This is a genomic window from Methylocapsa sp. D3K7, from assembly GCF_029855125.1.
Taxonomy (GTDB): Bacteria; Pseudomonadota; Alphaproteobacteria; order Rhizobiales; family Beijerinckiaceae; genus Methylocapsa.
Window position 1 is genome coordinate 175,691 of the sequence record NZ_CP123229.1, and the last position, 21,425, is coordinate 197,115.

The 21,425-nt window shown below is 59.0% G+C and carries 18 protein-coding genes, 1 tRNA gene, 3 pseudogenes and 2 riboswitches; of the genes and pseudogenes, 17 read left to right on the forward strand and 5 right to left on the reverse strand.

Going from position 1 to position 21,425, the window contains the following annotated elements; all coding sequences use genetic code 11:
* Positions 1-251: 251 nt before the first annotated feature.
* The 10 genes from QEV83_RS00730 (at position 252) to QEV83_RS00775 (ending at position 9,548) form a co-directional block, all read left to right on the forward strand.
* Positions 252-749, forward strand: a complete 498-nt coding sequence (locus QEV83_RS00730) for an invasion associated locus B family protein (RefSeq protein WP_280131162.1) — start codon at positions 252-254, stop codon at positions 747-749.
* A gap of 31 nt (positions 750-780) precedes the next feature.
* Entirely contained in the window at positions 781-1,392 is a 612-nt protein-coding gene (locus QEV83_RS00735) for a hypothetical protein (RefSeq protein ID WP_280129410.1), read from the forward strand.
* Between the two features lie 157 nt (positions 1,393-1,549).
* Positions 1,550-1,648: riboswitch (glycine riboswitch) on the forward strand.
* 1 nt (position 1,649) lies between these two features.
* A riboswitch (glycine riboswitch) is annotated at positions 1,650-1,756 on the forward strand.
* 63 nt (positions 1,757-1,819) lie between these two features.
* Positions 1,820-2,989, forward strand: coding sequence for a glycine cleavage system aminomethyltransferase GcvT (gcvT, locus tag QEV83_RS00740; protein WP_280129411.1), 1,170 nt, complete (start codon positions 1,820-1,822; stop codon positions 2,987-2,989).
* Entirely contained in the window at positions 2,989-3,366 is a 378-nt protein-coding gene (gene gcvH / locus QEV83_RS00745; RefSeq protein WP_280129412.1) for a glycine cleavage system protein GcvH, read from the forward strand. The genes gcvT and gcvH overlap by 1 nt, the downstream gene beginning before the upstream one ends.
* 26 nt (positions 3,367-3,392) lie before the next feature.
* Positions 3,393-4,739 (forward strand): aminomethyl-transferring glycine dehydrogenase subunit GcvPA, encoded by a 1,347-nt coding sequence (gene gcvPA / locus QEV83_RS00750; protein ID WP_280129413.1) that lies wholly within the window; start codon positions 3,393-3,395, stop codon positions 4,737-4,739.
* Positions 4,733-6,286 carry an aminomethyl-transferring glycine dehydrogenase subunit GcvPB gene (gene gcvPB, locus QEV83_RS00755; protein ID WP_280129414.1) on the forward strand — a complete coding sequence of 518 codons (1,554 nt, stop codon included), beginning with the start codon at positions 4,733-4,735 and terminating at the stop codon, positions 6,284-6,286. Before gcvPA ends, gcvPB begins: the two co-directional genes overlap by 7 nt.
* A gap of 120 nt (positions 6,287-6,406) precedes the next feature.
* The gene (gene ahcY, locus QEV83_RS00760) at positions 6,407-7,813 is read left to right on the forward strand and encodes an adenosylhomocysteinase (RefSeq protein WP_280129415.1); all 1,407 of its coding nucleotides are present in this window, start codon (positions 6,407-6,409) and stop codon (positions 7,811-7,813) included.
* 391 nt (positions 7,814-8,204) lie between these two features.
* Complete coding sequence (locus QEV83_RS00765) at positions 8,205-8,738, forward strand: cold-shock protein (protein WP_280130935.1); 534 nt, start codon at positions 8,205-8,207, stop codon at positions 8,736-8,738.
* A 131-nt stretch (positions 8,739-8,869) separates the two neighbouring features.
* Positions 8,870-9,364 (forward strand): DUF192 domain-containing protein, encoded by a 495-nt coding sequence (locus QEV83_RS00770; RefSeq protein WP_280129416.1) that lies wholly within the window; start codon positions 8,870-8,872, stop codon positions 9,362-9,364.
* Between the two features lie 107 nt (positions 9,365-9,471).
* Positions 9,472-9,548 (forward strand) — tRNA-Pro (locus tag QEV83_RS00775).
* Positions 9,549-10,028: 480 nt separating this feature from the next.
* Here the strand turns inward: QEV83_RS00775 and QEV83_RS00780 are convergent.
* Positions 10,029-10,672 (reverse strand): annotated as a pseudogene (locus tag QEV83_RS00780) (glutamine cyclotransferase).
* A 4-nt stretch (positions 10,673-10,676) separates the two neighbouring features.
* Positions 10,677-11,900 (reverse strand): helix-turn-helix domain-containing protein, encoded by a 1,224-nt coding sequence (locus QEV83_RS00785; RefSeq protein WP_280129417.1) that lies wholly within the window; start codon positions 11,898-11,900, stop codon positions 10,677-10,679.
* Positions 11,901-11,987: 87 nt separating this feature from the next.
* Here QEV83_RS00785 and QEV83_RS00790 point away from each other — a divergent pair.
* Positions 11,988-12,755: pseudogene (locus tag QEV83_RS00790) on the forward strand (DUF899 domain-containing protein).
* A gap of 501 nt (positions 12,756-13,256) precedes the next feature.
* Positions 13,257-13,565 carry a hypothetical protein gene (locus QEV83_RS00800; RefSeq protein ID WP_280129418.1) on the forward strand — a complete coding sequence of 103 codons (309 nt, stop codon included), beginning with the start codon at positions 13,257-13,259 and terminating at the stop codon, positions 13,563-13,565.
* Between the two features lie 22 nt (positions 13,566-13,587).
* Here QEV83_RS00800 and QEV83_RS00805 read toward each other — a convergent pair.
* A pseudogene (locus tag QEV83_RS00805) lies at positions 13,588-14,349 on the reverse strand (IS5 family transposase).
* Positions 14,350-14,516: 167 nt separating this feature from the next.
* Here QEV83_RS00805 and QEV83_RS00810 point away from each other — a divergent pair.
* From QEV83_RS00810 to QEV83_RS00830, 5 genes are all read left to right on the forward strand, one after another.
* A protein-coding gene (locus tag QEV83_RS00810) for an IS630 family transposase (RefSeq protein WP_280128127.1) occupies positions 14,517-15,463 on the forward strand; the annotation gives its coding sequence in 2 pieces (ribosomal slippage) (positions 14,517-14,853 and positions 14,853-15,463; 948 coding nt in all).
* 154 nt (positions 15,464-15,617) lie between these two features.
* The gene (locus QEV83_RS00815; protein ID WP_280129419.1) at positions 15,618-16,337 is read left to right on the forward strand and encodes a tetratricopeptide repeat protein; all 720 of its coding nucleotides are present in this window, start codon (positions 15,618-15,620) and stop codon (positions 16,335-16,337) included.
* 12 nt (positions 16,338-16,349) lie between these two features.
* The gene (gene der / locus QEV83_RS00820) at positions 16,350-17,753 is read left to right on the forward strand and encodes a ribosome biogenesis GTPase Der (protein WP_280129420.1); all 1,404 of its coding nucleotides are present in this window, start codon (positions 16,350-16,352) and stop codon (positions 17,751-17,753) included.
* Positions 17,754-17,848: 95 nt separating this feature from the next.
* The gene (locus QEV83_RS00825; RefSeq protein WP_280129421.1) at positions 17,849-18,373 is read left to right on the forward strand and encodes a hypothetical protein; all 525 of its coding nucleotides are present in this window, start codon (positions 17,849-17,851) and stop codon (positions 18,371-18,373) included.
* Positions 18,374-18,516: 143 nt separating this feature from the next.
* Positions 18,517-19,569 (forward strand): acyltransferase, encoded by a 1,053-nt coding sequence (locus QEV83_RS00830; RefSeq protein WP_280129422.1) that lies wholly within the window; start codon positions 18,517-18,519, stop codon positions 19,567-19,569.
* Positions 19,570-19,578: 9 nt separating this feature from the next.
* Here the strand turns inward: QEV83_RS00830 and QEV83_RS00835 are convergent, their stop codons facing one another.
* Both QEV83_RS00835 and QEV83_RS00840 read right to left on the reverse strand, forming a co-directional pair.
* Positions 19,579-20,250 carry a hypothetical protein gene (locus QEV83_RS00835; RefSeq protein WP_280129423.1) on the reverse strand — a complete coding sequence of 224 codons (672 nt, stop codon included), beginning with the start codon at positions 20,248-20,250 and terminating at the stop codon, positions 19,579-19,581.
* An 8-nt stretch (positions 20,251-20,258) separates the two neighbouring features.
* Positions 20,259-21,380, reverse strand: a complete 1,122-nt coding sequence (locus QEV83_RS00840; protein WP_280129424.1) for a metallophosphoesterase — start codon at positions 21,378-21,380, stop codon at positions 20,259-20,261.
* Positions 21,381-21,425 lie beyond the last annotated feature (45 nt).

Below are 21,425 nucleotides of genomic sequence, written 5' to 3' on the forward strand. Positions count from 1 at the left end.
CAAGAACCTTCAAAAGGACTTTACGCCCTTTCCTCCGCCTGCTTCAAGGGAAGCGTCCGTCTCCTCCGCGTGCTGGTGGGCAACACCACACAAAAGCCGTGTGGCAGTTCACAACAAGAACCGCGCGCACTAAACTCAAGCATTGCTATCCTGCGTCCCAAAAACGAATCGGGCGACTGGCGGCTTAATGGGTTACCAGACAGGAACATTCCGTGACACGGACGAGGGGCTCAATGAATACTAGGTTTCTTATGCTGCACTTTTGGGGGGGTGCGCTTGCCGCCTGTTGGCTGTTGGCGAATGTGTCTGGAGCCATGTGCCAAGGCGTCGTGAAATCCAAGCACGGCGATTGGGAACTGCGTTGCGAGACACCGCCCGGTGCCGCCAAGGAGCAATGCGCTCTTTTGCAAAGCGTCGCCGCCGAGGACAAACCCAACATAAACCTTGTCGTCATCGTTCTTCGGACCGCGGATGGAAAAAGCTACCTGTTGCGGGTGATCGCGCCGCTCGGTGTGCTGCTGCCGTCCGGGCTGGGGCTCAAGATCGACGATGCCGATGTCGGCCGCGCCGGCTTCGTGCGCTGCCTGCCGACCGGATGCGTTGCCGAGGTTGTCATGGAAGACAAATTGATCGGGCAAATGAAGAGCGGCCAAAAGGCCACCTTCATCATTTTTCAAACTCCCGAAGAGGGAATCGGCATCCCTCTCACCATCGCTGGATTTAAGGAAGGTTTCGATGCGTTGCCGTAGTTCAGAGCGTAAATTGAATCGGGGACTCCGCATGACGGTGCCGCTTCTCGGCGCGGCCGCGCTTTTGGCGGTTGCCGGCTGCGGCGGCCATCTCGGCAATTTCGATGCGCCCGAGGCGGGCGGCTCGAAACTGGGAAACTTGCTCGGTTTCAAGAGCAACGACACGCCGGCGGCGGCGGGGACGCAGGTGCATCATATCTTCTGCCCGCAAGTCCTTATTCTCGAAGGCACGGCCGCAAGCCAGGCCTACAATGGAACTCCCCCCTCAAGTGGCAATCTCAAATATCAATATTCGCTGACCGATACGGCGCGCGAATGCACGCTCGATGGGGACCAGCTGGCGATCAAGATCGGCGTCGCGGGCAAGGTGCTGCTGGGTCCGGCCGGGAGCCCCGGCAGCTTTAGCGTGCCGGTGCGCATGGCCGTCCTCCACGAAAAAAACAATGAGCCGGTCACGAGTAAGATTTATCACGCATCGGTGACGGTCACCAATGGCGAGACCCAAGCGGATTTCACGATCGTCTCTGACCCGCTCCGCGTGCCATTCATCCAGGACCACGCCGAGGATGATTATGCGATCAAGGTTGGCATCGATGAAGGCACGCCGCCCGCGAAACCGGCTGGCAAAAGTGCCAAACATTGATACGGCGCGCATCGGCAGCCGATGATTTGTTGGCGCGGGACCGAGAATTGGACGCGGCGCCGCGGTTATCCTCTGATTAACCGCGTTTAGAGGCTGATCCTGGTTGCGCAGCATTGACATGAGAGTTTCCCGCGCTAACTGTTAAGGGGTCAGATCAAAGACCCCAGCGGAAGAGTCCATCCCCATGCGTTATGGGGGTGGCGCCGAAGGCGCAACCGCCCCGGAAACGCTCAGGCCCACGGACCGCTCGGGGATGACACTCTGGAAAGCGATTTTCCTGCGAAGGAAAATCCACCGAAGGAGGTAACTTCGCTCGAAGCAAACTTTCGAACGAAGGAAATCTTTCAGGTTTCAGGACAGAGGGGGCAAAGCGTGGCGGCGACTGCCGCTGAGCTCATGCCGCCTGTTTGTCTTGCCGGGTATTTTGATGTCTGAGCGCCAAACCGCAATCCCCGACGCTGCTGCTGCGAGCGATTTGGCCCGTACGCCCCTTTATGAGTTGCATCTCGCTCATGGCGCCCGCATGGTGGGCTTTGCGGGTTACGCCATGCCGGTGCAGTATTCGTCCGGCATCATCAGCGAGCATCTCCATACGCGGGCGCAGGCGGGGCTTTTCGACGTCTCGCACATGGGCCAGGCGATTCTGGCGGCGCCTAAGGCCGCGTGCCGCCTGGAGAGGCTCGTGCCAGGCGATATCGAAACTCTTGCGCCTGGGCGGATGCTCTATACGCAATTGCTCGATGCGCAAGGCCATATCCTCGATGATCTGATGGTAACCCGGCTGCCCGACGAAGGCGGTTGCCAACGTTTGTTTCTGGTCGTCAACGCCGCCACCAAGAAAGCCGATTTCGCCCATCTTGCGGCCGAACTGCCTGGCTGCGATTTGAAGATCCTCGAAGATCACGCGCTGCTTGCTTTACAAGGGCCAATGGCCGCGGACGTTTTGAGCCGGCACCTTCCCTCCGCCGCGGCCGAAGGTATCTTGGCCATGCCCTTTATGTCGGCCACACGCCTTGTCTGGAACGGCATCAATCTCACCCTCTCGCGCTCCGGCTACACCGGCGAAGATGGTTTTGAGATTTCGCTTTCGGCGGCAGCCGCGCAAGCATTCGCGCAGAAATTACTTGCCGAGACGTTTGTCCGCGCCATTGGCCTTGGCGCGCGGGATTCGCTTCGTCTTGAGGCGGGCCTCTGCCTTTATGGTCATGATATCGATCGAACCATAGGCCCGGTCGAGGCGGGGCTCTTATGGTCGATTTCAAAGCGCCGCCGCGAGCAAGGCGGGTTCTTTGGCTATGAGCATATCAAGAGGGCGATCGAACAAGGTCCAACACGCCGCCGTGCCGGGTTTTTGCTGGAAGGCAAGGCTCCCGCGCGCGAAGGCGCGGACATCGCGACGCTCAAAGGCAAACTCATTGGCCGATTAACCTCCGGCGGCTTCGCCCCGAGCCTCGGCCGGCCGGTCGCGATGGGCTACGTCGACGCCGCTTCTGCGGTACCCGGCACCCAAGTCTCCTTGATGGTCCGAGGCAACCCGCTTGCCGCGAAAATCGTGCCGATGCCTTTTGTACCGCACCATTATTTTAGGGGAGCCTGATGTCCGACACGCACTACACGACAAGCCACGAATACATAAGGGTCGATGGCGACGAGGGGATCATCGGGATTACCGATTATGCGCAAGCCCAATTGGGTGACGTTGTCTTTGTCGATCTGCCGCCCATCGGCAAGAGTTTGTCGAAAGGCACTGAGGCCGCGACCGTCGAAAGCGTCAAGGCCGCCGCCGAAGTCAATGCGCCGGTGTCGGGCACGGTCGTCGAGGTCAACAGCGCGCTCGCCGACACACCTGCTCTGGTCAATGAAGATCCCTCTGGCAAGGGCTGGTTTGTCAAAATCAAACTCGCCAATGCGAGCGAACTCGCCACCCTGATGGACGAGAATGCGTATCGCGAATTTCTTAAAACTGTGTCCTGAGACATCGGCATTCGAGGCAAGCAAAGATGCGCTATCTCCCCCTGAACGCCAAGGATCGTGCCGAGATGCTGGCACGGGTCGGCGTCGCGAGTATCGACACGTTTTTTGCCGATATCCCTGCCCACAAACGGCTCGATCACGATCTCGATCTGCCGGCGCGCAAGACCGAAATGGACGTGGAGCGGCTGCTCTCTGGGCTTGCGGCAAAAAATGTGGCAGCGGGCTTGGTGCCGTTTTTCGTCGGGGCAGGGGCCTACAAACATCATGTGCCGGCGAGCGTGGATCATTTGATCCAACGCTCCGAATTCCTCACGAGCTACACGCCTTACCAGCCGGAAATTGCGCAAGGCACGTTGCAAACGATTTTCGAGTTTCAAACCCAGGTCGCGGCTTTGACCGCGATGGATGTCGCCAATGCATCCATGTATGATGGCTCGACCGCCACGGTCGAAGCCGTGGCGATGGCGCGCCGGATCACCGGACGCAGCAAGGCCATTTTATCGGGCGGCTTGCATCCGCACTATGCCGAGGCTGTGCGCACCGTTTCGACGATGGCGGGCGAGGAGACGGAGGTCCTTGCGCCCGACATTTTCGCGGCTGAGGATCTTTTTTCTCTCATCGATGCGGACACATCCTGCGTTGTCGTGCAAAACCCAGATTTCTTTGGCAATCTCCGTGATCTTTCCGCTATCGCGGCAGCCTGTAAGACAAAGGGTGCGCTGCTTGTCGGCGCGTTCACCGAGGCTGTCTCGCTCGGCCTCGTCCAGCCGCCCGGTGCGATGGGCGCCGATATCGTCGCGGGGGAAGGGCAATCGATCGGCAATCGCCTGAATTTCGGGGGGCCTTATGTCGGGCTTTTCGCAACGAAAACAAAATATTTGCGGCAGATGCCGGGACGCCTCTGCGGGCAGACCGTGGATGCCTCAGGGCGGCGTGGCTTCGTCTTGACGCTCTCGACGCGGGAGCAGCATATTCGGCGCGACAAGGCGACATCGAACATTTGCACCAATTCCGGTCTCGCCAGTCTCGCCTTTTCGATTCACCTGACCCTGCTTGGCGAAACGGGCCTGCGGCGTCTCGCCAGGATCAATCACGCCCATGCAGTCAATCTCGCGGACCGGCTCGCGGCGGTTCCCGGCGTGCAGGTGCTGAACAAAACGTTCTTCAACGAATTCACGCTCAGGATTTTGGGGAACGCCGCACAAGCAATCGAGCGGATGGCTGAGATGGGCGTGCTTGGCGGCGTGCCTGTTTCGCGGCTTTTGCCGGGCAGGGGGCTTGATGATCTCATTCTCGCTGCCTCAACCGAAACCAACACGGATGCTGATCGCGAGGCATTCGCGGACGCTTTGCAAGGAGCCTTGTCATGCTGATGCGGCCGAAGGAATCCATCGAGGTGGCCGTCCCGGAGAAGCAAACCTTCACCGGCAATCGCGGCCTCGACATCGAGGAAGGGCTGATCTTTGAAACTGGGCGCCCGGAGAATACCGGCGTCGATCTCGACGAACCGGCGCCCTTTGCGTATCGACTCGGCTCTCTTGAACGCCAAGAACCAGCAGGCCTGCCGGGCCTGAGCGAGCCGGAGACCATGCGTCACTATGTGCGGCTATCGCGCATGAACTACGCGATCGATGCCGGAATTTATCCGCTCGGGTCCTGCACCATGAAGCACAATCCCCGGCTCAACGAGGCGATGGCGCGGCTGCCTGGGTTTGCTGACATTCATCCTTTGCAGCCGCAATCCACTGTGCAGGGCGCTCTTGAACTCATCGCCGAACTCGCCCGCTGGCTGATGGTCCTGACCGGAATGGACGCTGTCGCCATGTCGCCGCGCGCTGGCGCGCATGGCGAGGCCTGCGGCATGATGGTGATCAAGGCAGCGATCGCCGCCAAGGGAGAAGGAGAAACCCGCAAAATCGTGCTCGTGCCAGAGTCAGCGCATGGCACCAACCCAGCCTCCGCAGCGGGCGCCGGGTTCGAGGTGCGTCCGGTTCCCGCACGCCCGGACGGCACGCTCGATCCGGCGGCCGTCAAGGAGAGACTTGGGCCGGACGTCGCCGCCATCATGCTGACAAACCCCAACACCTGCGGGCTGTTCGAAAAGGACATTGTCGAAATCGCCTCTTTGGTGCATGAGGCCGGGGCCTATTTTTATTGCGACGGCGCCAATTTCAACGCGATCATGGGCAAGACGCGGCCGGGCGATCTCGGCGTCGATGCCATGCATATCAATCTCCATAAGACGTTCTCGACACCACATGGCGGCGGCGGACCGGGGGCGGGTCCCGTTGTCCTCTCATCCTTGCTCGCGCCTTTCGCGCCGATGCCGTTCCTGTGCCGGGAAGAGGACGGCTTGCGGCTTTTCGAGCATCCAAGTGAGGCGCCCGGCGCCCTTGGCCGGATTGCGGCGTTCCACGGCCAGATGGGCATGTTCGTGCGGGCCTTCGCCTATATGTTGTCGCATGGCGCCGATGGTTTGCGGCAGGCCGCCGAGGATGCGGTGCTCAACGCGAACTATGTCCGTGCGGGCCTCAAAGATCTGATGTCGGAACCGTTCGGCGACAGGACCTGCATGCATGAGGTTTTGTTCGATGAGGCGTGGCTGAAGTCCACGGGCCTCACGGCGCTCGATTTCGCCAAGGCGATGATCGATGAAGGCTTTCACCCGATGACGATCTATTTTCCTCTGGTGGCGCATGGCGCGATGCTGATCGAACCCACCGAGTCGGAATCGAAAGCCTCGCTTGATCTCTTCGTCGCAACCTTGCGGGATTTGGCGCTTGCGGCGAAGCGCGGCGCAATGGAACGCTTCGCCGGGGCGCCCCACCACGCGCCGCGAAGCCGTCTAGACGAGACCCGCGCGGCCCGAAGCCCGGTCCTGAAATGGGAGGAAAAATCTAAAATAACGCCCCTTACTTAAAGTAATACATAAACAGCGTATCTCGCTTTTCATGACATAAAGACTTGCTTATATCTTTATTGCGCTCCTGAATAGGGCCTGCTATAGAGCCAAATCATCATTTTGGAGCGCCTAGATCCCATGACTCATTCGTCTCATGATTACGCCATCGCCGATATCGGGCTCGCCGGTTGGGGCCGCAAGGAAATTGCCATCGCGGAAACCGAGATGCCCGGCCTGATGGCGACCCGCGCGGAATATGGTCAAAGCCAGCCGCTCAAGGGTGCCCGGATCGCGGGCTCGCTCCATATGACGATCCAGACCGCCGTGCTGATCGAGACGTTGAAGGCGCTTGGCGCGGATGTCCGCTGGGCCTCATGCAATATTTATTCGACCCAGGACCACGCCGCCGCCGCGATCGCCGCGACCGGTACGCCAGTGTTCGCCATCAAGGGTGAAAGCCTCGTCGATTATTGGGACTACACGCATAAAATCTTCGAGTGGAGCGACGGCGGCACACCGAACCTCATTTTGGACGACGGCGGCGACGCCACCATGCTCATTCACCTCGGAATGCGGGCCGAGGCGGGCGACACGGCTTTCCTCGATAAAGCTGGTAACGAAGAGGAAGAAGTTCTTTTCGCTGCGATCAAGAAGCGGCTTGCCTTTATTCCCGGCTGGTACAGCAAATGCGGAAAAGCCATCAAGGGCGTGAGCGAGGAGACAACGACCGGCGTTCACCGCCTGTATTTGATGGAGCGCGATGGCAAGCTTCTTTGGCCCGCGATCAACGTCAATGATTCCGTCACCAAGTCGAAGTTCGACAATCTTTACGGCTGCCGGGAATCGCTGGTCGACGGCATCCGCCGCGGCACCGATGTGATGATGGCGGGCAAGGTCGCGATGATCGCCGGATTCGGTGACGTCGGAAAGGGCTCGGCGGCCTCATTGCGCAACGCCGGTTGCCGGGTGTTGGTCTCCGAAGTCGATCCGATCTGCGCCTTGCAGGCGGCGATGGAAGGCTATGAAGTCACGACCATGGAAGACGCCGCGCCACGCGCCGATATTTTCGTGACCTGCACTGGCAATGTGGACGTCATCACCCTCGATCACATGCGGGCAATGAAAGATCGCGCAATTGTCTGCAACATCGGACATTTCGATTCCGAGATTCAGGTCTCGGGTTTGCGCAATTTGAAATGGCACAATGTTAAACCGCAGGTCGATGAAATCGAGTTCACCGATGGCAAGCGCATCATCCTGTTGTCCGAAGGGCGGCTGGTCAATCTCGGCAATGCGACGGGACATCCCTCCTTCGTGATGTCGGCCTCCTTCACCAATCAGACCTTGGCGCAAATCGAGCTTTGGACGAAACAGGGCCACTACGATCGCAAAGTCTACACTTTGCCAAAACATCTCGATGAAAAGGTCGCAGCCCTCCATCTCGACAAGATTGGCGTGAAGCTGACCAAGCTTACGAGCGCGCAAGCCGAATATCTCGGACTTCCGCTGGCGGGGCCGTTCAAGCCAGACCATTACCGCTATTGATATAACACATAAGCCGTTTGGTTTGTAATCCAATGACATTTGGCTGTCCGGTTCGCCGGGCAGCTGCGCCGCAAACGATCGCGCTGCGAAACCACTACGCCACCGAACCGATCGCGCCGGCACTCCGGACCAGGGCCATCATGCTGATCCAGAATAAGTGGCAAAAAAGCCTCATAAATGGGTTTTTCCAACGTCATCCACAATTTCCTGGAAATCAGGGCTTTTGCGCTGACGCTCGACTGTTATCCTAAGGAGATTCGACACAGTTCTTATGCGTAAGGTTCGTTAGCGTTGCAGATGACCGTCTTTGCAACGCTAACGAATTCGGGGGGTGACCTTGGACAACAAAAATCCCGTTTCGCTCCGGTACGATTTGGATACCACCGCCGATATGCCGGCGATCGACGCGGTTGAACTTGTTGAAATTTCCGGACGTGTGAAATGGTTTGACGCCGTCAAGGGCTATGGTTTCATCGTGCCCGACAATGGCGCCCCCGATGTTCTTCTGCACATCGCCACGCTGCGCAAGGATGGTTTTAAATCCGCCGATGAAGGGACCCGCATCGTCTGCGAAGCGGTTCGCCGGGCGAAGGGGCTGCAGGTTTTTAAAATTGTTTCCCTTGACGGATCGGACGCGGTGCATCCGTCCGAATGGCGGCCGTCGCGCACCCGCGTTGAAGTTGTGCCCACGAGCGGCTTTCAGATCGCCATCGTCAAATGGTTCAACCGCTCGCGAGGATTTGGCTTTTTGACGCAAGGAGAAGGCACAGAAGATATATTTGTCCATATGGAAACATTGCGACGCTACGGCATCGCCGAATTGCGGCCCGGAGAGAGCTTGCTAGTCCGCTTTGGCGACGGACCGAAGGGGCTTATGGCAGCCGAAGTCCGGCCGCTCGATGCTGTCTTACCCGTGCCGCACTGACGTGGTTCCCGACGTATAGCGCTGTTGCAGCCGCGGGAGCATCGTCCTATGTGTGGCGGTCACGCTGGATTTTCGTGAAGGGTCCGGAATGTCGTGGGCGGTTGCGTAGCCTTATTTTAGGATTGCCGGGCATGCAGGCTTTCAATGTAGCGCGGCAAATCGTAGTATTCACGGTCCTTTGCGCCGCTTTCCTCATATTTAACACTGCAGCGGGATTGGCCGAGGATACGCCGTCGCGGCCGGACAGCGGTCTCGAAAAGCTCGTGATTGATACCGCCAGCGGATCTCACGAATTTTCGGTGGAGGTCATGCGCACCGGGCCGCAACGCGAACGCGGCCTCATGTTCCGCCGCTATCTTCCGCAAGACCGTGGCATGTTGTTCGATTTCGGGATCGAACGGCCGATCATGATGTGGATGAAAAACACCTATTTGCCGCTCGATATGATTTTCATCGGGCGCACCGGCAAAGTATCTGGAATTGCACAGGACGCGGAACCTTTGTCCCCAAAAATTATTCCTTCGGGTGCCCCGGCCTATGGCGTTCTCGAAGTCAATGCCGGGACGGCGGCCCGGATCGATTTGAAGATTGGAGACCGTGTCCGTCATCCTATGTTTGGCAAATAAGACGGTTTGCCAGTGCCTGGGCGGGGTTCTGGGGCCCTGCCGCTCTTGTTCGCCGCACGGGCGCGTGATAGCGAAAGCCCGAGAAGACACGGCCGATCACGCCGATGCGGGGTATAGCGCAGCCTGGTAGCGCGGAAGTTTTGGGTACTTCAGGTCGCAGGTTCGAATCCTGCTGCCCCGACCAGCTTTTTCAACAAATCAACGTTTGAATATTTTGGCAAACAGAGGTCTGCGCACCCCCGAGGCATCCCGTCGAGACAGCGGACCTGCCTGCGTCGGTTCGGTGGCAGGGACGAGATATTTTGCCTACCGTTCGGTGGGAGGGCGTCGGTGGGCTTTCGTTGACCTGCGGCCGCATCAACCTGATTTGACCTATTTCACAGGAAGGCTCGGCGGCTCGCGACTACGTGCCTTCGGAAGGCAGAAATGCCAGACGAGGAATTGTACGGCGTGGAAACCGCTTGTCGGGGTTTCCACAGCCGTTCGAGCTCAGCCCAGCCGAACGATTGGAAACCCATTCAGAAACCAGTTCGGAAACCCGTTCACCGCTAGCTTGGCTAATTCGACGTCTGGAGCTGATGGTAATGGGAGAGGAGGCTTTGGGCAGAATAGGATAGATCAGCATGTTAAAAGACGATGTTGGCCCTGCGATGGTAGTCTCAGGCTACGCTGGACCTTGGTTGGGCCGGCGGACCGCTCTCACCTTGCCGCTGCTTCCGCCTCCGCAAAAGAATTGGTCGCTGCCATTGGATTCGAGCCCTGATACGGTGACGCCGCGCGGCATCTCGATCCGCTCCAACACCTCTCCCGTTCGCGGATCGATGCGCCTCAGATCGCTTTCGTCGCCTTCCCAGGTGCCGTGCCACAGCTCGCCATCGACCCAGGTCACGCCGGTGACGAAGCGGCTGGACTGGATTGTGCGCAGCACCCTGCCGGTCTCGGGATCGACCTGGTAGCTTGCGCTCCCGGTATTGACCCACCCACAGCGTGCCCTCGGCCCAGGCGAGCCCAGAATCGCCGCCACCGCCGGGGAGCCGGGATCGAGGAGAGCACGCGACCGGAATTCGGATCGATCTTCTGGATGCGGTTCTCAGCGATCTGGAACAGATGCTCGCCGTCGAACGCGGTGCCCGCATGCCCAGCGACGTCGATCGAGCGCAGCTTGTTTCCACTTACCGGATCGAAGGTGTTCAGCCGGTTGCCGGACGCAAACCAGACATGCTTGCCGTCGAACGAGACACCATTGACCCGTTCGACCTCGGGGAAGGGCCCGTATTCGCGGATGACTTCTGCCTTGGATGTTCTCATTCTTTCATCCTAGCTGCCGAAGCGGCGCGGGGAGTAACAATGTCGTCGCGAATCCCACGAGCGGCGAGGTCATCCGGCGCCGCGCCCGGCCGCGCCCGAATGCCTGCACTTTGCCCGCAGTGGAAAGCGAGTCGAGCGCCCGCTGTACCGTGCGCTGGCTTGTCCCGATCGCGAGCGCAAGTGCGGAACTCGACCACGACTCGCCGTCGGTAAGGAAGGCAAGCACGGCGGCATGTTCCTCCTCGACCGGTCGCGCCAGCACGATGATTTCGCGCGCGCCGCGCGGCGAGAGCACGAACCCCCGTTTCGTTGCACTCACGCGGGCGACTGACCTTAGAAGCCTGCGGAGCCGCCCCATCTCGACTCGCAATCGTGCGCGATGCGATTCGTCGGCGTGCTTCGCGCCGAACGCGCGGGCGAGCAGCACGTCCCGCGGTACGTCCCCAGGCCACGCCTCGCCGAGGGTTCGCGCAAGCGCGAACAGCACCGGACGCCTTGCGAGCGGCACAAGCATGTTCCGCTCGCGCACGAGATTGCGGCAGGCGTCAATGACAAGCGCCTCCGACGCGAGCAGCGCCTCGACTTCCCCTAACAGGAGAGGGCGCTCCTTGCCGCGCGCGACCAGCCGCGCCACAGGTGTGTCGAGGACCGTGAAGGCTTGTTCGACCTCCGCCGCGAGCGCCGGAATGCGCGCCCCGCGCGCAGCTGCCTCGGCCCGGGCGAGCGCTGCCAACGCCGCCTTAGCGCGGACACGCCGCATGGAAATCCCGGCGACCGCGAGTTCATGTATGGCACGCAGCGCAGGCGTAAGAGCTGAGAGGTCGATCTGCGCAAGCTTGTGCTCGGCCTCGTCGAAGCGCCCGATCAGGAGCAGGCGCCGGGCCTCGAGGCAGCGCGCATGGGCTGCGTTCGCACGGTCGCCATGCGCTTCGAGACTCGCTGATGCCGCGGCCAGCGGTTTCGTGGACCAGGCGAGGTCGCGCGAAGCGAGAGCGATCTCGGCCTCGGCGACAACGCATCTCGCGCGAGCCACAACCTCTCTTGGACCGAAAGCGCGCGCCGCTTGCCGCAACAACGCTTTCGCGCGGTCGAGATCCCCGAGCTGGGCCATGGCGATGCCGCGAAGCGCGAGCGCCGGCGCGTCATCGCGGAGCGCGACTCTGTTTAGCGCGCCGAGGGGGTCGCCCATCGCGAGCGCCTGCGCCGCGGCGGTGATCAGCGAATCCATCGCAATCCCGTCACACTTGTAACTCCCAGGGAGCCCACGCCTGGTCCTAGTCTAACCGATGATGGGTACAAATAACGGAGAAGGATAATGACCACACACCAGACCGGAACACGTGAACAGTGGCTCGCAGCCCGGCTCAAGCTGCTCGATGCGGAAAAGACGCTAACGCGGCAGAGCGATGAGCTCGCGCAGCGGCGCCAGGAACTGCCCTGGGTCCGCGTCGCCAAGGACTACCGGTTCGACATTGACGAAGGGAAGGCTTCGCTCGCCGACCTCTTCCAGGGGCGCTCGCAGCTTCTCGTCTATCACTTCATGTTCGGGCCGGATTACAAGGCGGGCTGCATATCCTGTTCGTCGATCGCCGACGGCTTTAACGGCATCGCCGTGCACCTTGCCAACCACGACGTGATGCTCTGGGCGGCATCCCGCGCACCGCTTCCGAAGCTGTAGGCGTTCAAACGGCGGATGGGTTGGACCTTTCCCTGGGCGTCCTCGCAGAGTGGAGACTTCAACTACGACTTCAACGTCTCTATCAGCGAAGAGCAGCAGCGCAACGGCGGTGCCGAGTACAATTATAGTCGCGGCGGCCACGCAATGACCGAGACGACGCTTCCACCTGTCGTTATTGAGAGCGCGGCCAGGACTGGAGCCGAGCCTTCTGCGTATGTGCGCGAGCGGCCGGGCCTCAGCGCCTTCGTTCTCGAGGACGGCGTCGTCTATCACACCTATTCGACCTATGCTCGTGGACTGGACGGCCTCTGGGGTATGTATCAGTGGCTTGACCGCGCGCCCAAAGGACGCAACGAAGCGGGCGTCTGGTGGCGTCACCATGACAGCTATGAGCAGATGGCGTGATGACCGCCACCCGATATGACACCGGGCGCCGAAGCCATGCGGCGGCGCCGACCTTCGCCGTCATGGCGCTCCTGGCCTCTGTGCCCCGCGGAGGTACGGACATGATGTGCTCGGCCGGGCATGATGCCTCTCCGCTGAGCGGAATGGTCCCAATGTACGTGCTGATGAGCGCATTCCATTTGGCGCCTTGGCTGAAACTGATCTCCCGCCGACGAAGCGCTGCCCCGGTCATCGCAAAATGGGCTTGGACCGCTGGCGCTGACGGTATTTTTCCGCCGCATGATGAGCTAACGCTGGATCGTTGCAGCGGCTGTCAAAAATCGAGCGATGGGCGCCGAGAGCCGCTGAAACAGAGCAAATGGCGAGTCGTGGAAATTTGCACTGGATACATAAGAAATTTTCTCAGTTGAATCAGCGCGTTACCATGGCTTAGAACAATCGACTGGGAGTAAAGCCGCCCAACGCGCGCTTGACGGGGCGTAGCCAATACCAAGGCAAACTATGAACAATATCCAGCTGTCGCATCATATCCTTCCAAATGCCTCGACCATGCTTGGGGTCTGTTTGACCGGAATAGGCCTGGTGAAACTCGCCGAGGTGCATTTAGGTCCCAGCCACGTCGATGAGTATCTGGCTATTGATGCTGTTTGCTTTATGATCAGTTGCATGTGTTCTTATGCTTCTATCCGGAGAGACCGGCGCGGACAGAATATGCGAAGTAGACTTGAGCAAACTGCGGATTATTTCTTTATGATCGGCCTCGTCGCGATGACTTTTATTTCCGTACTCTTCGCCTATGAATTCGTTTGACTGTCCTGGCTAGGGTCAGGACTCATTGATTGATCCAGAAGATGACGATTGCGGCGATGCAGATTGCTGACATGAAAGTATGGGCGCATCGGTCGTAACGCGTGTGGATGCGCCGCCAGTCCTTGAGCCTGCCGAACATGTTCTCGATCTTGTGGCGCTCGCGATAGAGCATGCGGTCGTGTTCGATCGGTATTTTTCGATTGGACTTGGAGGGGATGCAGGCGGCGATTTTGCGCTTTGCGAGAGCCTGGCGGAACCAGTCGGCGTCGTAGCCCTTGTCGGCGAGGAGTTCCCTCGCCCGGGGCAGCACCGGCAGCATCAGTGCCACTCCCTTGTAATCGCTCATCCGCCCCTCGCTGAGCAGCATGACGAGCGGGCGTCCCTTGCCGTCGCACACCCGCGTGCAGCTTGGAGTTCAGGCCGCCCTTGGTGCGCCCGATACGTCGGGGAATAGACCCTTTTTCAAAAGGCTGGCGGCGGTGCGATGCGCTTTGAGATGCGTGGCGTCGATCATGATCCGTCCCGGCTTGCCGCCCTTGCGCGCCAGCTCGGCGAAGATCTTGTTGAACCCGCCCAGGCGGCTCCAGCGGATAAACCGGTTGTAGACCGTCTTGTGCGGGCCATATTCCCTGGGCGCGTCGCGCCAGCGAAGTCCATTCCTGATCACGAACACGATGGCGCTGACGATCTGGCGATCGTCCACCCGCGCGATCCCGTGCGACAGCGGAAAATAACCCTCAATCCGGCGCATCTGCGCCTCGGAGAGCAAAAACAAATCAGCCATGGCGAAGCCTCCTCGCCCCGCCTATGAATCAGCCGACTCACCTCAACGCAAGAACTTTAATGGGTCCCGAGTCTAGAGCAGTATCCGACCTGAATGAATCTGAAGGGATTCCCGAATCGGGCTTGAGGTGATTCAAACTGTCTGCCGGAGCAAGGAGGCCGGCAGGCATGTCGAAAGCCTTGTCTCTCGATCTTCGGGTTCGTGTACTGTCCGCGGTTGCGCAGGGTCTAAGCCATCGCGAAGCCGGCGCGCGGTTCGCGGTCAGCGCATCGAGCGTCAGCCGCTGGCGAAAGCTTGCGCGGGAACGGGGTGACGCGCGTCCGAAGGCGCTCGGCGGGGATCGTCGGTCGGGCCGGATCGACGCCCATAAGGACACAGTCCTCTGCGTGCTCGAGGCGACGCCCGACATCACCATCGAGGAGTTACGCCAAACGCTGGCGGACAAGGGGCTTGTCGTCGGCTATGGCACGATCCGCCGCTTCTTCGCGCGTCATGCGATCACGCGCAAAAAAAGACTGCGCACGCCAGCGAGCAGGATCGCCCCGACGTCCTGAAACGGCGCGAGGACTGGTTCGACGGGCAGATCGATCTCGACCCTGACCGCCTCGTCTTCATCGACGAGACCTGGGCCTCGACGAAGATGGCCCGCACGCATGGCCGTTGCCGGCGCGGCGAACGCCTGCGCGTCGGCGTGCCCCATGGCCACTGGAAGACCACGACTTTTGTCGCCGCCCTCACGACGCGCGGCATGATCGCGCCGTGGGTGCTGGACGGGCCGATCAACCGCGACGCTTTCGAGACCTATGTCGACAAGGCCCTCGTTCCAGACCTGCGGCCGGGCGACATCGTCGTCATGGACAATCTGTCGAGCCATAAGGGGCCAAGAGTGCGGGAGATGATCGCGGCGGCGGACGCCAGCCTTCTCTACCTGCCGCCTTACAGTCCGGACTTCAACCCGATCGAGAATGCCTTCTCCAAGCTGAAGGCTCATCTGCGTAAGGCTGCCGAGCGAACCGTCGGCGGCCTCTGGGACGCCATCGGCCGCATCATCGATCTGTTCGCTCCAGCGGAATGCAAAAACTACTTCGCCGCCGCAGGATACGATGCAACATGATCGGCTATTGCTCTAGTGGCAAAATGAGGCCCCCCCGAGCTTCTAGGTTTTGGCAATAGCTACCATCAGCACGGTTGATTCTGTAAAGAGGCTTCCCTTGGGGCGTCATTCATGCAATGCCCTACGCGACCTTCCTTGACCCCCAGTGACCGAAATGACCGAGTTTTTCCGTGAAGTCGATGAAGATGTCCGGCGTGACCGCATCATCCAGATTTGGACAAAGTATCGCTATATATTCATAGGCTTGGCTGTTTTGCTCGTGGCTGGCACGGGCGCTTGGCGCGCCTATGAACATTACCGCGATGAGGCGGCGGAAAGCGCGGGCAGCAAGTTCGAAGCCGCCGCGCAACTCGCCCGCGATGGCAAATCCGCCGAAGCGGCGGCCGCCTATGAGGCATTGAGCAAAACCGCGCCGTCCGGCTATGCGAGCCTCGCCCGCCTGCGTGCCGCGGCTGAGATCTCGGCTGGCGACCCGCAAGCGGCGATCAAGGCTTACGACGGCATGGCGGACGATCCAAGCTTCAATCCGGCCTTCAAGGATGTCGCTAAGCTGCGCGCCGCGATGTTGCGCGTCGACAGCGACGATCCTTTGGATTTCGAACGGAGATATGCGCCGCTTGCCTCGGACACATTCCCCTATCGTTTTCAGATCCGCGAGCTTTTGGGCCTTGCCGCCTTGAAGCGGAAGGCTTTTGATACCGCCGGGCGTTGGTTTGACGGAATCGTGTCGGACACACGGGCGCCGGCGGGGGTGCGTACGCGAGCTGGGGCCCTTCTCGGTCTCGTTCAATCCTCGTTGCTGCCCAACGAGAAAACGGCGCCTGCGGAAACGCAAGCCGGAAATCCGCCGCCCGGAGACAAACCGGCCAAATGACAGTCGGGAGCGATGTTCACAGTTGCGATCATCGGCCGGCCGAACGTCGGCAAGTCGACGCTGTTTAACCGGCTTGCCGGGAAAAAACTTGCCCTCGTCGACGACCGCCCGGGGGTGACCCGGGACAGGCGCGAAGGGGAGGCGAAGCTCGGTGATTTGGTCTTTAAGATTGTCGATACAGCTGGTCTGGAGGAAGGCGATACCGCGTCCTTGCAAGGCCGGATGCGGGCTCAAACAGAGGCGGCGATCGACGGCGCTGACGCGATTTTCTTCGTGTTCGACTCACGCGCGGGTTTAAGCCCAACCGACCGGTTCTTCGCCAATCTCGTTCGGCGCGCCGACAAGCCTTTGATCCTCATTGCCAATAAAGCCGAGGGGCGGGCGGGCGCGGCAGGTGCGCTGGAAGGCTTTGATCTTGGTCTTGGTGAGCCTGTGCCGCTCTCGGCGGAACATGGGGATGGTTTTGCCGAACTTTATGCTGCCTTGCGGGAAGCGCTCCCAGAGGCAACCGAATTGCCTGCCGGACTGGCTGAAGACAGGCCGCGCGCGCGGCCTGGAGAAGACGAAGATGGCACGGAACTCGATGTCACGAAGCCGCTCCGGATCGCGATCATCGGCCGTCCCAACGCCGGTAAATCGACACTCCTCAATAAGATTCTGGGCCAGGAACGGCTGTTAACGGGGCCGGAACCGGGCCTCACGCGCGACACGATCGGCATCGATTTCGCTTGGGGCAACCGGCAAATCAAAATGTTCGACACGGCGGGGCTGCGCAAGCGCGCCAGAGTCGAGCAGGGTTTGGAGAAGCTTGCCGGCGCTGATGCCCTTCGCGCGGCGAAATTTGCTGAAGTTGTGGTCCTGCTGCTGGACGCCACGATACCTTTCGAGAAACAAGATCTAACCCTGGCCGATCTCGCCGAACGCGAGGGCAGGGCGCTCGTCATCGGTGTCAACAAATGGGATTTGATCGAAGCCAAGAGCGCCAAGCTTGTGGAACTGCGCGAGGAAGCCGCGAGACTTTTGCCGCAAGTGAAAGGCGCGCCGGTCATGCCGGTCTCCGGCGCGACCGGGCAGGGGATCGAGCAACTCATGGAGGCGATCTTTCGTGTCCATGCGACCTGGAACAAACGCATATCGACGGGACGCCTCAATCGCTGGCTGGAAGCTGTCATTGAGCAAACTCCGCCACCCGCAGTTGCTGGGCGCCGCATTAAGATCCGATACATGACGCAACTGCGGGCCCGGCCGCCCTATTTCGTCATTTTCGGCAATCAGCTCGAAGCACTGCCCGCGAGCTACGAGCGTTTTCTCGTCAATGGCCTCCGCCAAGCCTTCGATTTGCCCGGCGTTCCCATCCGGATCTCAAAGAAAACGAGCGACAATCCTTATGCTGGCAAAAGATCGCGGCAGCGATAGGATGATCGCCGCTGTGATCGCACCACTGTCAATTCGCGCTTCGGAAATGCTTATGGCTGCCCGGCTTTGCAATCGTAAGAGATAGGATCAACCCATTGGCAGCAACAGACAAATCCAAGGGACTTCGCCGGCTGTTTCTTTGGCCGGCCGAGGCGGTCGTTTTCCTCTATGTCGTCCTGGATGCCATTGCGATGCCGGTTGTCCGGCCGCTGCTCCGGTGGGTGGCAAAGCTCCGGTTCGTTATTCGTCTGCAAGACCTTGTCGCCGTCCTTCCGCCTTATGCGATCCTTGTTCTGCTCGCCGTTCCTCTAGCCTTCGCGGAACCCGCCAAAATTTATGCCTTGGTCTTGATGGGCCAGGGGCATTTTACGGCGGGATTTGTCACGATCGCGCTGGCTTATCTCGTCAGTCTCGTCGTCGTCGAGCGCATTTATCACGCGGGGAAGACAAAGCTGAAAACGATCGTTTGGTTCGGCAGGCTCATGGATTGGCTGACCGGCAACCGCGACCGTCTCCTCGCCTGGGCACGCGCGACGTGGATCTGGAAACTGTCCTTGGAATTCAAGCAAACGGCGCGCGATCTGCTGGCAAAGCTCCGGCATTGGTTTCCCGCCGGCTGAGCGGACAAACAGAACAGAAATTTCGCTGCACCGCGTCATTGTTCCATCTTGACCGGCACGAGGAGGCCCGGTATCCTGAATAATAGATGGATGATAACGACTATTTGATATACTATCACTAATAATCAGCTGGATGATGAAGAATGGATGAAGCGGCTTTATTGATGTCCAGTGAAGTCCAGATAAATAGAAAACCTCCTATACTAACACGAATACCTTGGCTAGACGCGGCTCGGGGGTTTTGTATAATACTCGTTGTCTTTTGTCATGCCATTGGTGGCCTTACCGGTGCTGGTTTGCTGACACAGCAAAGCATATTTGTCACTCTCTATTATTTTATATATACGTTTCATATTCCTGCTTTTTTCGTAATATCTGGAATGCTGGCGCCATCGAGCGTTAGCAAAGATCCAAAAAAGTTTTTAAATAACAATATTAAATATATTTTATATCCCTATGTTTTATACGGAACGATCCAAATCCTAGTAATGAATTATTTTTCACACTATCTAAACCGGCCACTGCCCTTCGACCCTCTTGAATTTCTAGTTCTAATTATCGGGAGCCCCTCCCAATTTTGGTTTCTTAAGATATTATTTTTTGTACATATTGCCTATTTAATATCGAGAAAATACTCAACTGACACCTGGTTTCTATTGTTGTGCATTGTCTTGCGCGGATGTGTCGAGCTTTTAGCTCTGCCGGCGGAAATTTCGAAATTCAGCCAATTTGCGATTTTCTATGCCTTGGGTGTGATTTTTTCCAAGGAAGCCCTGAATTGGCCCGCACGCAGCCGGTTTCCGCTGATTTGGGCGGTTGTTTTTGGTCTATTTTGGGTTTTCTTCGCAGCCACATCTTTCGGTCAAGACGATCCCATCTTAGGTGGCAGGTTACGCGGCAGCCTTCTTCCCGCGTCGATCGCCGGGTGCTTATTTATCTTTGCGCTTTCGGGTGTCAAACTCGTCGGAAATTTCAAACCATTGACGTATATTGGGAAAAACGCACTGGTCATATTCTGTCTTCACATCTTGTTTGTGGCCGGTTCGCGCATCATCTTTATGAAAATTTTCGGTGCATCTAAGATTGGTATTATTTTGCCTGCCATAACATTGGCAGGGATCGCGGGACCCCTCCTCTTTCTCCAAATCGTCGAGCGCTTTCAGTTGCGCGCCGCGCTGGGCCTTGGACCCAATTAACCCGCCAATTCAGTGCTTGCCGTAGTCCAAGGCGACGCCCTTGCGTTGCGCGAGAATATAGGCCTCCAGAGCTTTGAGCCGAGGATCGTCGTCGGCGAAAGGCTTGCCGCGCACTGGGTTTTCGATGCACCAGTTGATCATATCGCGGAGGAGGGCCACGCGTCCCAACTGCACCTGGAACTTGGGATAGGTTTCCGGATGTGTGTTGGAACCGTCGGGATGGCACATGTCGCAGGAGACGGCATTGGTGCCGCCAAGCGCCTTCGCGTCATGAAAAATGCGTTTGCCTTCTGCCACCAGACGTTCGGTTGAGTCTTTCCAAATTTGTTTGTCGCGCTCGGTAAAGGCGCCATAGGTTTGGAACTGGCTACCGGCGCCCGCACTTAAACCCTCGGACTTCAATTGGAAAGGGCTGTCGGCCTCTGCAACGACCCATTCAGCATCCGGATGCTTGCTTCGCCATTCCTTCATGAGCGCATCGGCGATTTGCTGACCCTGCTCGCGCGTCATCGAATCGCCGGGCTTGACGCCCTTGACTTCGATCGAAGTGTCTCCATCGCAGAGACCGACAACCAAGTTGCCGTCCGGCGATGGCGGCAGCTGATGGCGCGGCACATCGCTTCCAGCCAAGGCAGGTCCGGCGGTGAGTGAGAAAGCAAGTGCGAGAGCGTGGGGGCGCATGATCTTCCTCAATAGCTGGAAAGGGTCGTCGCCGGCGGCCGGTCCTTGGCGCCGTTCGACGAGAGATAGCTTGCCCGCACAGTGACCGGATTCCGGTTCCAAAGGTTGTAGACCTTGTCGACCATCCCCGAGGCCAACACGTTGATGAGACCGTCACCGCATCCGTCGAAAGCGTTGAAAGGATCTGAACGATTCATCTGAACGGTGAGCTTCGGCAGTCCCTCGGGCGCATAGGGCCACGGCCACGCGGTCGAGAGCAGCCCATAAAAATTGATATTGCCGATATGGTTCAAAAGAAGCTGATGCGTATGGCCATGGATGACGGACACTGAATCGAATTTTGAAAGGATCGCCTGAACCTCATCGGCGTCATCCGTCCAAAAATTCCAATTGTGGTAATATTTGTAAAGCGGGGAATGGGAAAAGATGACGATAGGGGTCTTTTTGTCGACTCCCGCCAGATCGTTTAGCAGCCACTGGCGGCCTTCCGCTCCCACTTCGAAGCGCGACTGGATGCCGTTGTCGAGCCCGGCGACCGTCTGCATTCTCTCTTCTGGAGTCATGCCTCGCGCCGTCCAGAAATCCTTTTCCTGGACACTCATCAGAGTGACGAAATGCACCCCCTTATGATCAAACGAATATTGCGGCGGCCCAAACAGCGAGCGCCAATGTTCGCCCATGTCGAGGAACCAGTCGTGCTCGCCGACCATCATTTTGAGTGGCGCCTTCAAATCCTTCAAAATTTGGGCGCCAAGATCGAGTTCCTCGCGGCGGCCGAGTTGCGCCAGATCACCGCCAAAAAGCACAAAGTCAGGTTGCGGGTCGAGCGCGTTGACGTCTTCCACCGCTTTCACGGCGGAGCGGATGAAACGGTCGTTCACATTGCGCGTGTAAAGATGGGTGTCGGACACATAGGCGATCGTGAATGCGGGTGCCGCGGTCTCGGCTTGTGCGACTTCGATGAGTTGGAAACTTTGCGGGACGATCAATCCCTTCGCGGCGGCAATGCCGGCCGAAACACCGGCGACATGGAGAAAGCCTCGCCGGGATAGCTGGCCCATCCGCGTCAGGTCGTCAAAGAACGAGGCGCGTTCCTCGTAATATTTTGTTTCGATGCTCTTATGCGCCATCGCTTTGCTCCCCGGCGAAATGTTTCACACGAAACTTTCCGCTCT

What these genes read in the sequence shown, in the direction of transcription:
- QEV83_RS00730 (WP_280131162.1), top strand. Translation starts at nt 252, where the DNA reads ATGCTGCACTTTTGGGGGGGTGCGCTTGCCGCCTGTTGGCTGTTGGCG.
- QEV83_RS00735 (WP_280129410.1), top strand. Translation starts at nt 781, where the DNA reads ATGACGGTGCCGCTTCTCGGCGCGGCCGCGCTTTTGGCGGTTGCCGGC.
- gcvT (WP_280129411.1), top strand. Translation starts at nt 1,820, where the DNA reads ATGTCTGAGCGCCAAACCGCAATCCCCGACGCTGCTGCTGCGAGCGAT.
- gcvH (WP_280129412.1), top strand. Translation starts at nt 2,989, where the DNA reads ATGTCCGACACGCACTACACGACAAGCCACGAATACATAAGGGTCGAT.
- gcvPA (WP_280129413.1), top strand. Translation starts at nt 3,393, where the DNA reads ATGCGCTATCTCCCCCTGAACGCCAAGGATCGTGCCGAGATGCTGGCA.
- gcvPB (WP_280129414.1), top strand. Translation starts at nt 4,733, where the DNA reads ATGCTGATGCGGCCGAAGGAATCCATCGAGGTGGCCGTCCCGGAGAAG.
- ahcY (WP_280129415.1), top strand. Translation starts at nt 6,407, where the DNA reads ATGACTCATTCGTCTCATGATTACGCCATCGCCGATATCGGGCTCGCC.
- QEV83_RS00765 (WP_280130935.1), top strand. Translation starts at nt 8,205, where the DNA reads ATGCCGGCGATCGACGCGGTTGAACTTGTTGAAATTTCCGGACGTGTG.
- QEV83_RS00770 (WP_280129416.1), top strand. Translation starts at nt 8,870, where the DNA reads ATGCAGGCTTTCAATGTAGCGCGGCAAATCGTAGTATTCACGGTCCTT.
- QEV83_RS00785 (WP_280129417.1), bottom strand. Translation starts at nt 11,900, where the DNA reads ATGGATTCGCTGATCACCGCCGCGGCGCAGGCGCTCGCGATGGGCGAC.
- QEV83_RS00800 (WP_280129418.1), top strand. Translation starts at nt 13,257, where the DNA reads ATGAACAATATCCAGCTGTCGCATCATATCCTTCCAAATGCCTCGACC.
- QEV83_RS00815 (WP_280129419.1), top strand. Translation starts at nt 15,618, where the DNA reads ATGACCGAGTTTTTCCGTGAAGTCGATGAAGATGTCCGGCGTGACCGC.
- der (WP_280129420.1), top strand. Translation starts at nt 16,350, where the DNA reads ATGTTCACAGTTGCGATCATCGGCCGGCCGAACGTCGGCAAGTCGACG.
- QEV83_RS00830 (WP_280129422.1), top strand. Translation starts at nt 18,517, where the DNA reads ATGGATGAAGCGGCTTTATTGATGTCCAGTGAAGTCCAGATAAATAGA.
- QEV83_RS00835 (WP_280129423.1), bottom strand. Translation starts at nt 20,250, where the DNA reads ATGCGCCCCCACGCTCTCGCACTTGCTTTCTCACTCACCGCCGGACCT.
- QEV83_RS00840 (WP_280129424.1), bottom strand. Translation starts at nt 21,380, where the DNA reads ATGGCGCATAAGAGCATCGAAACAAAATATTACGAGGAACGCGCCTCG.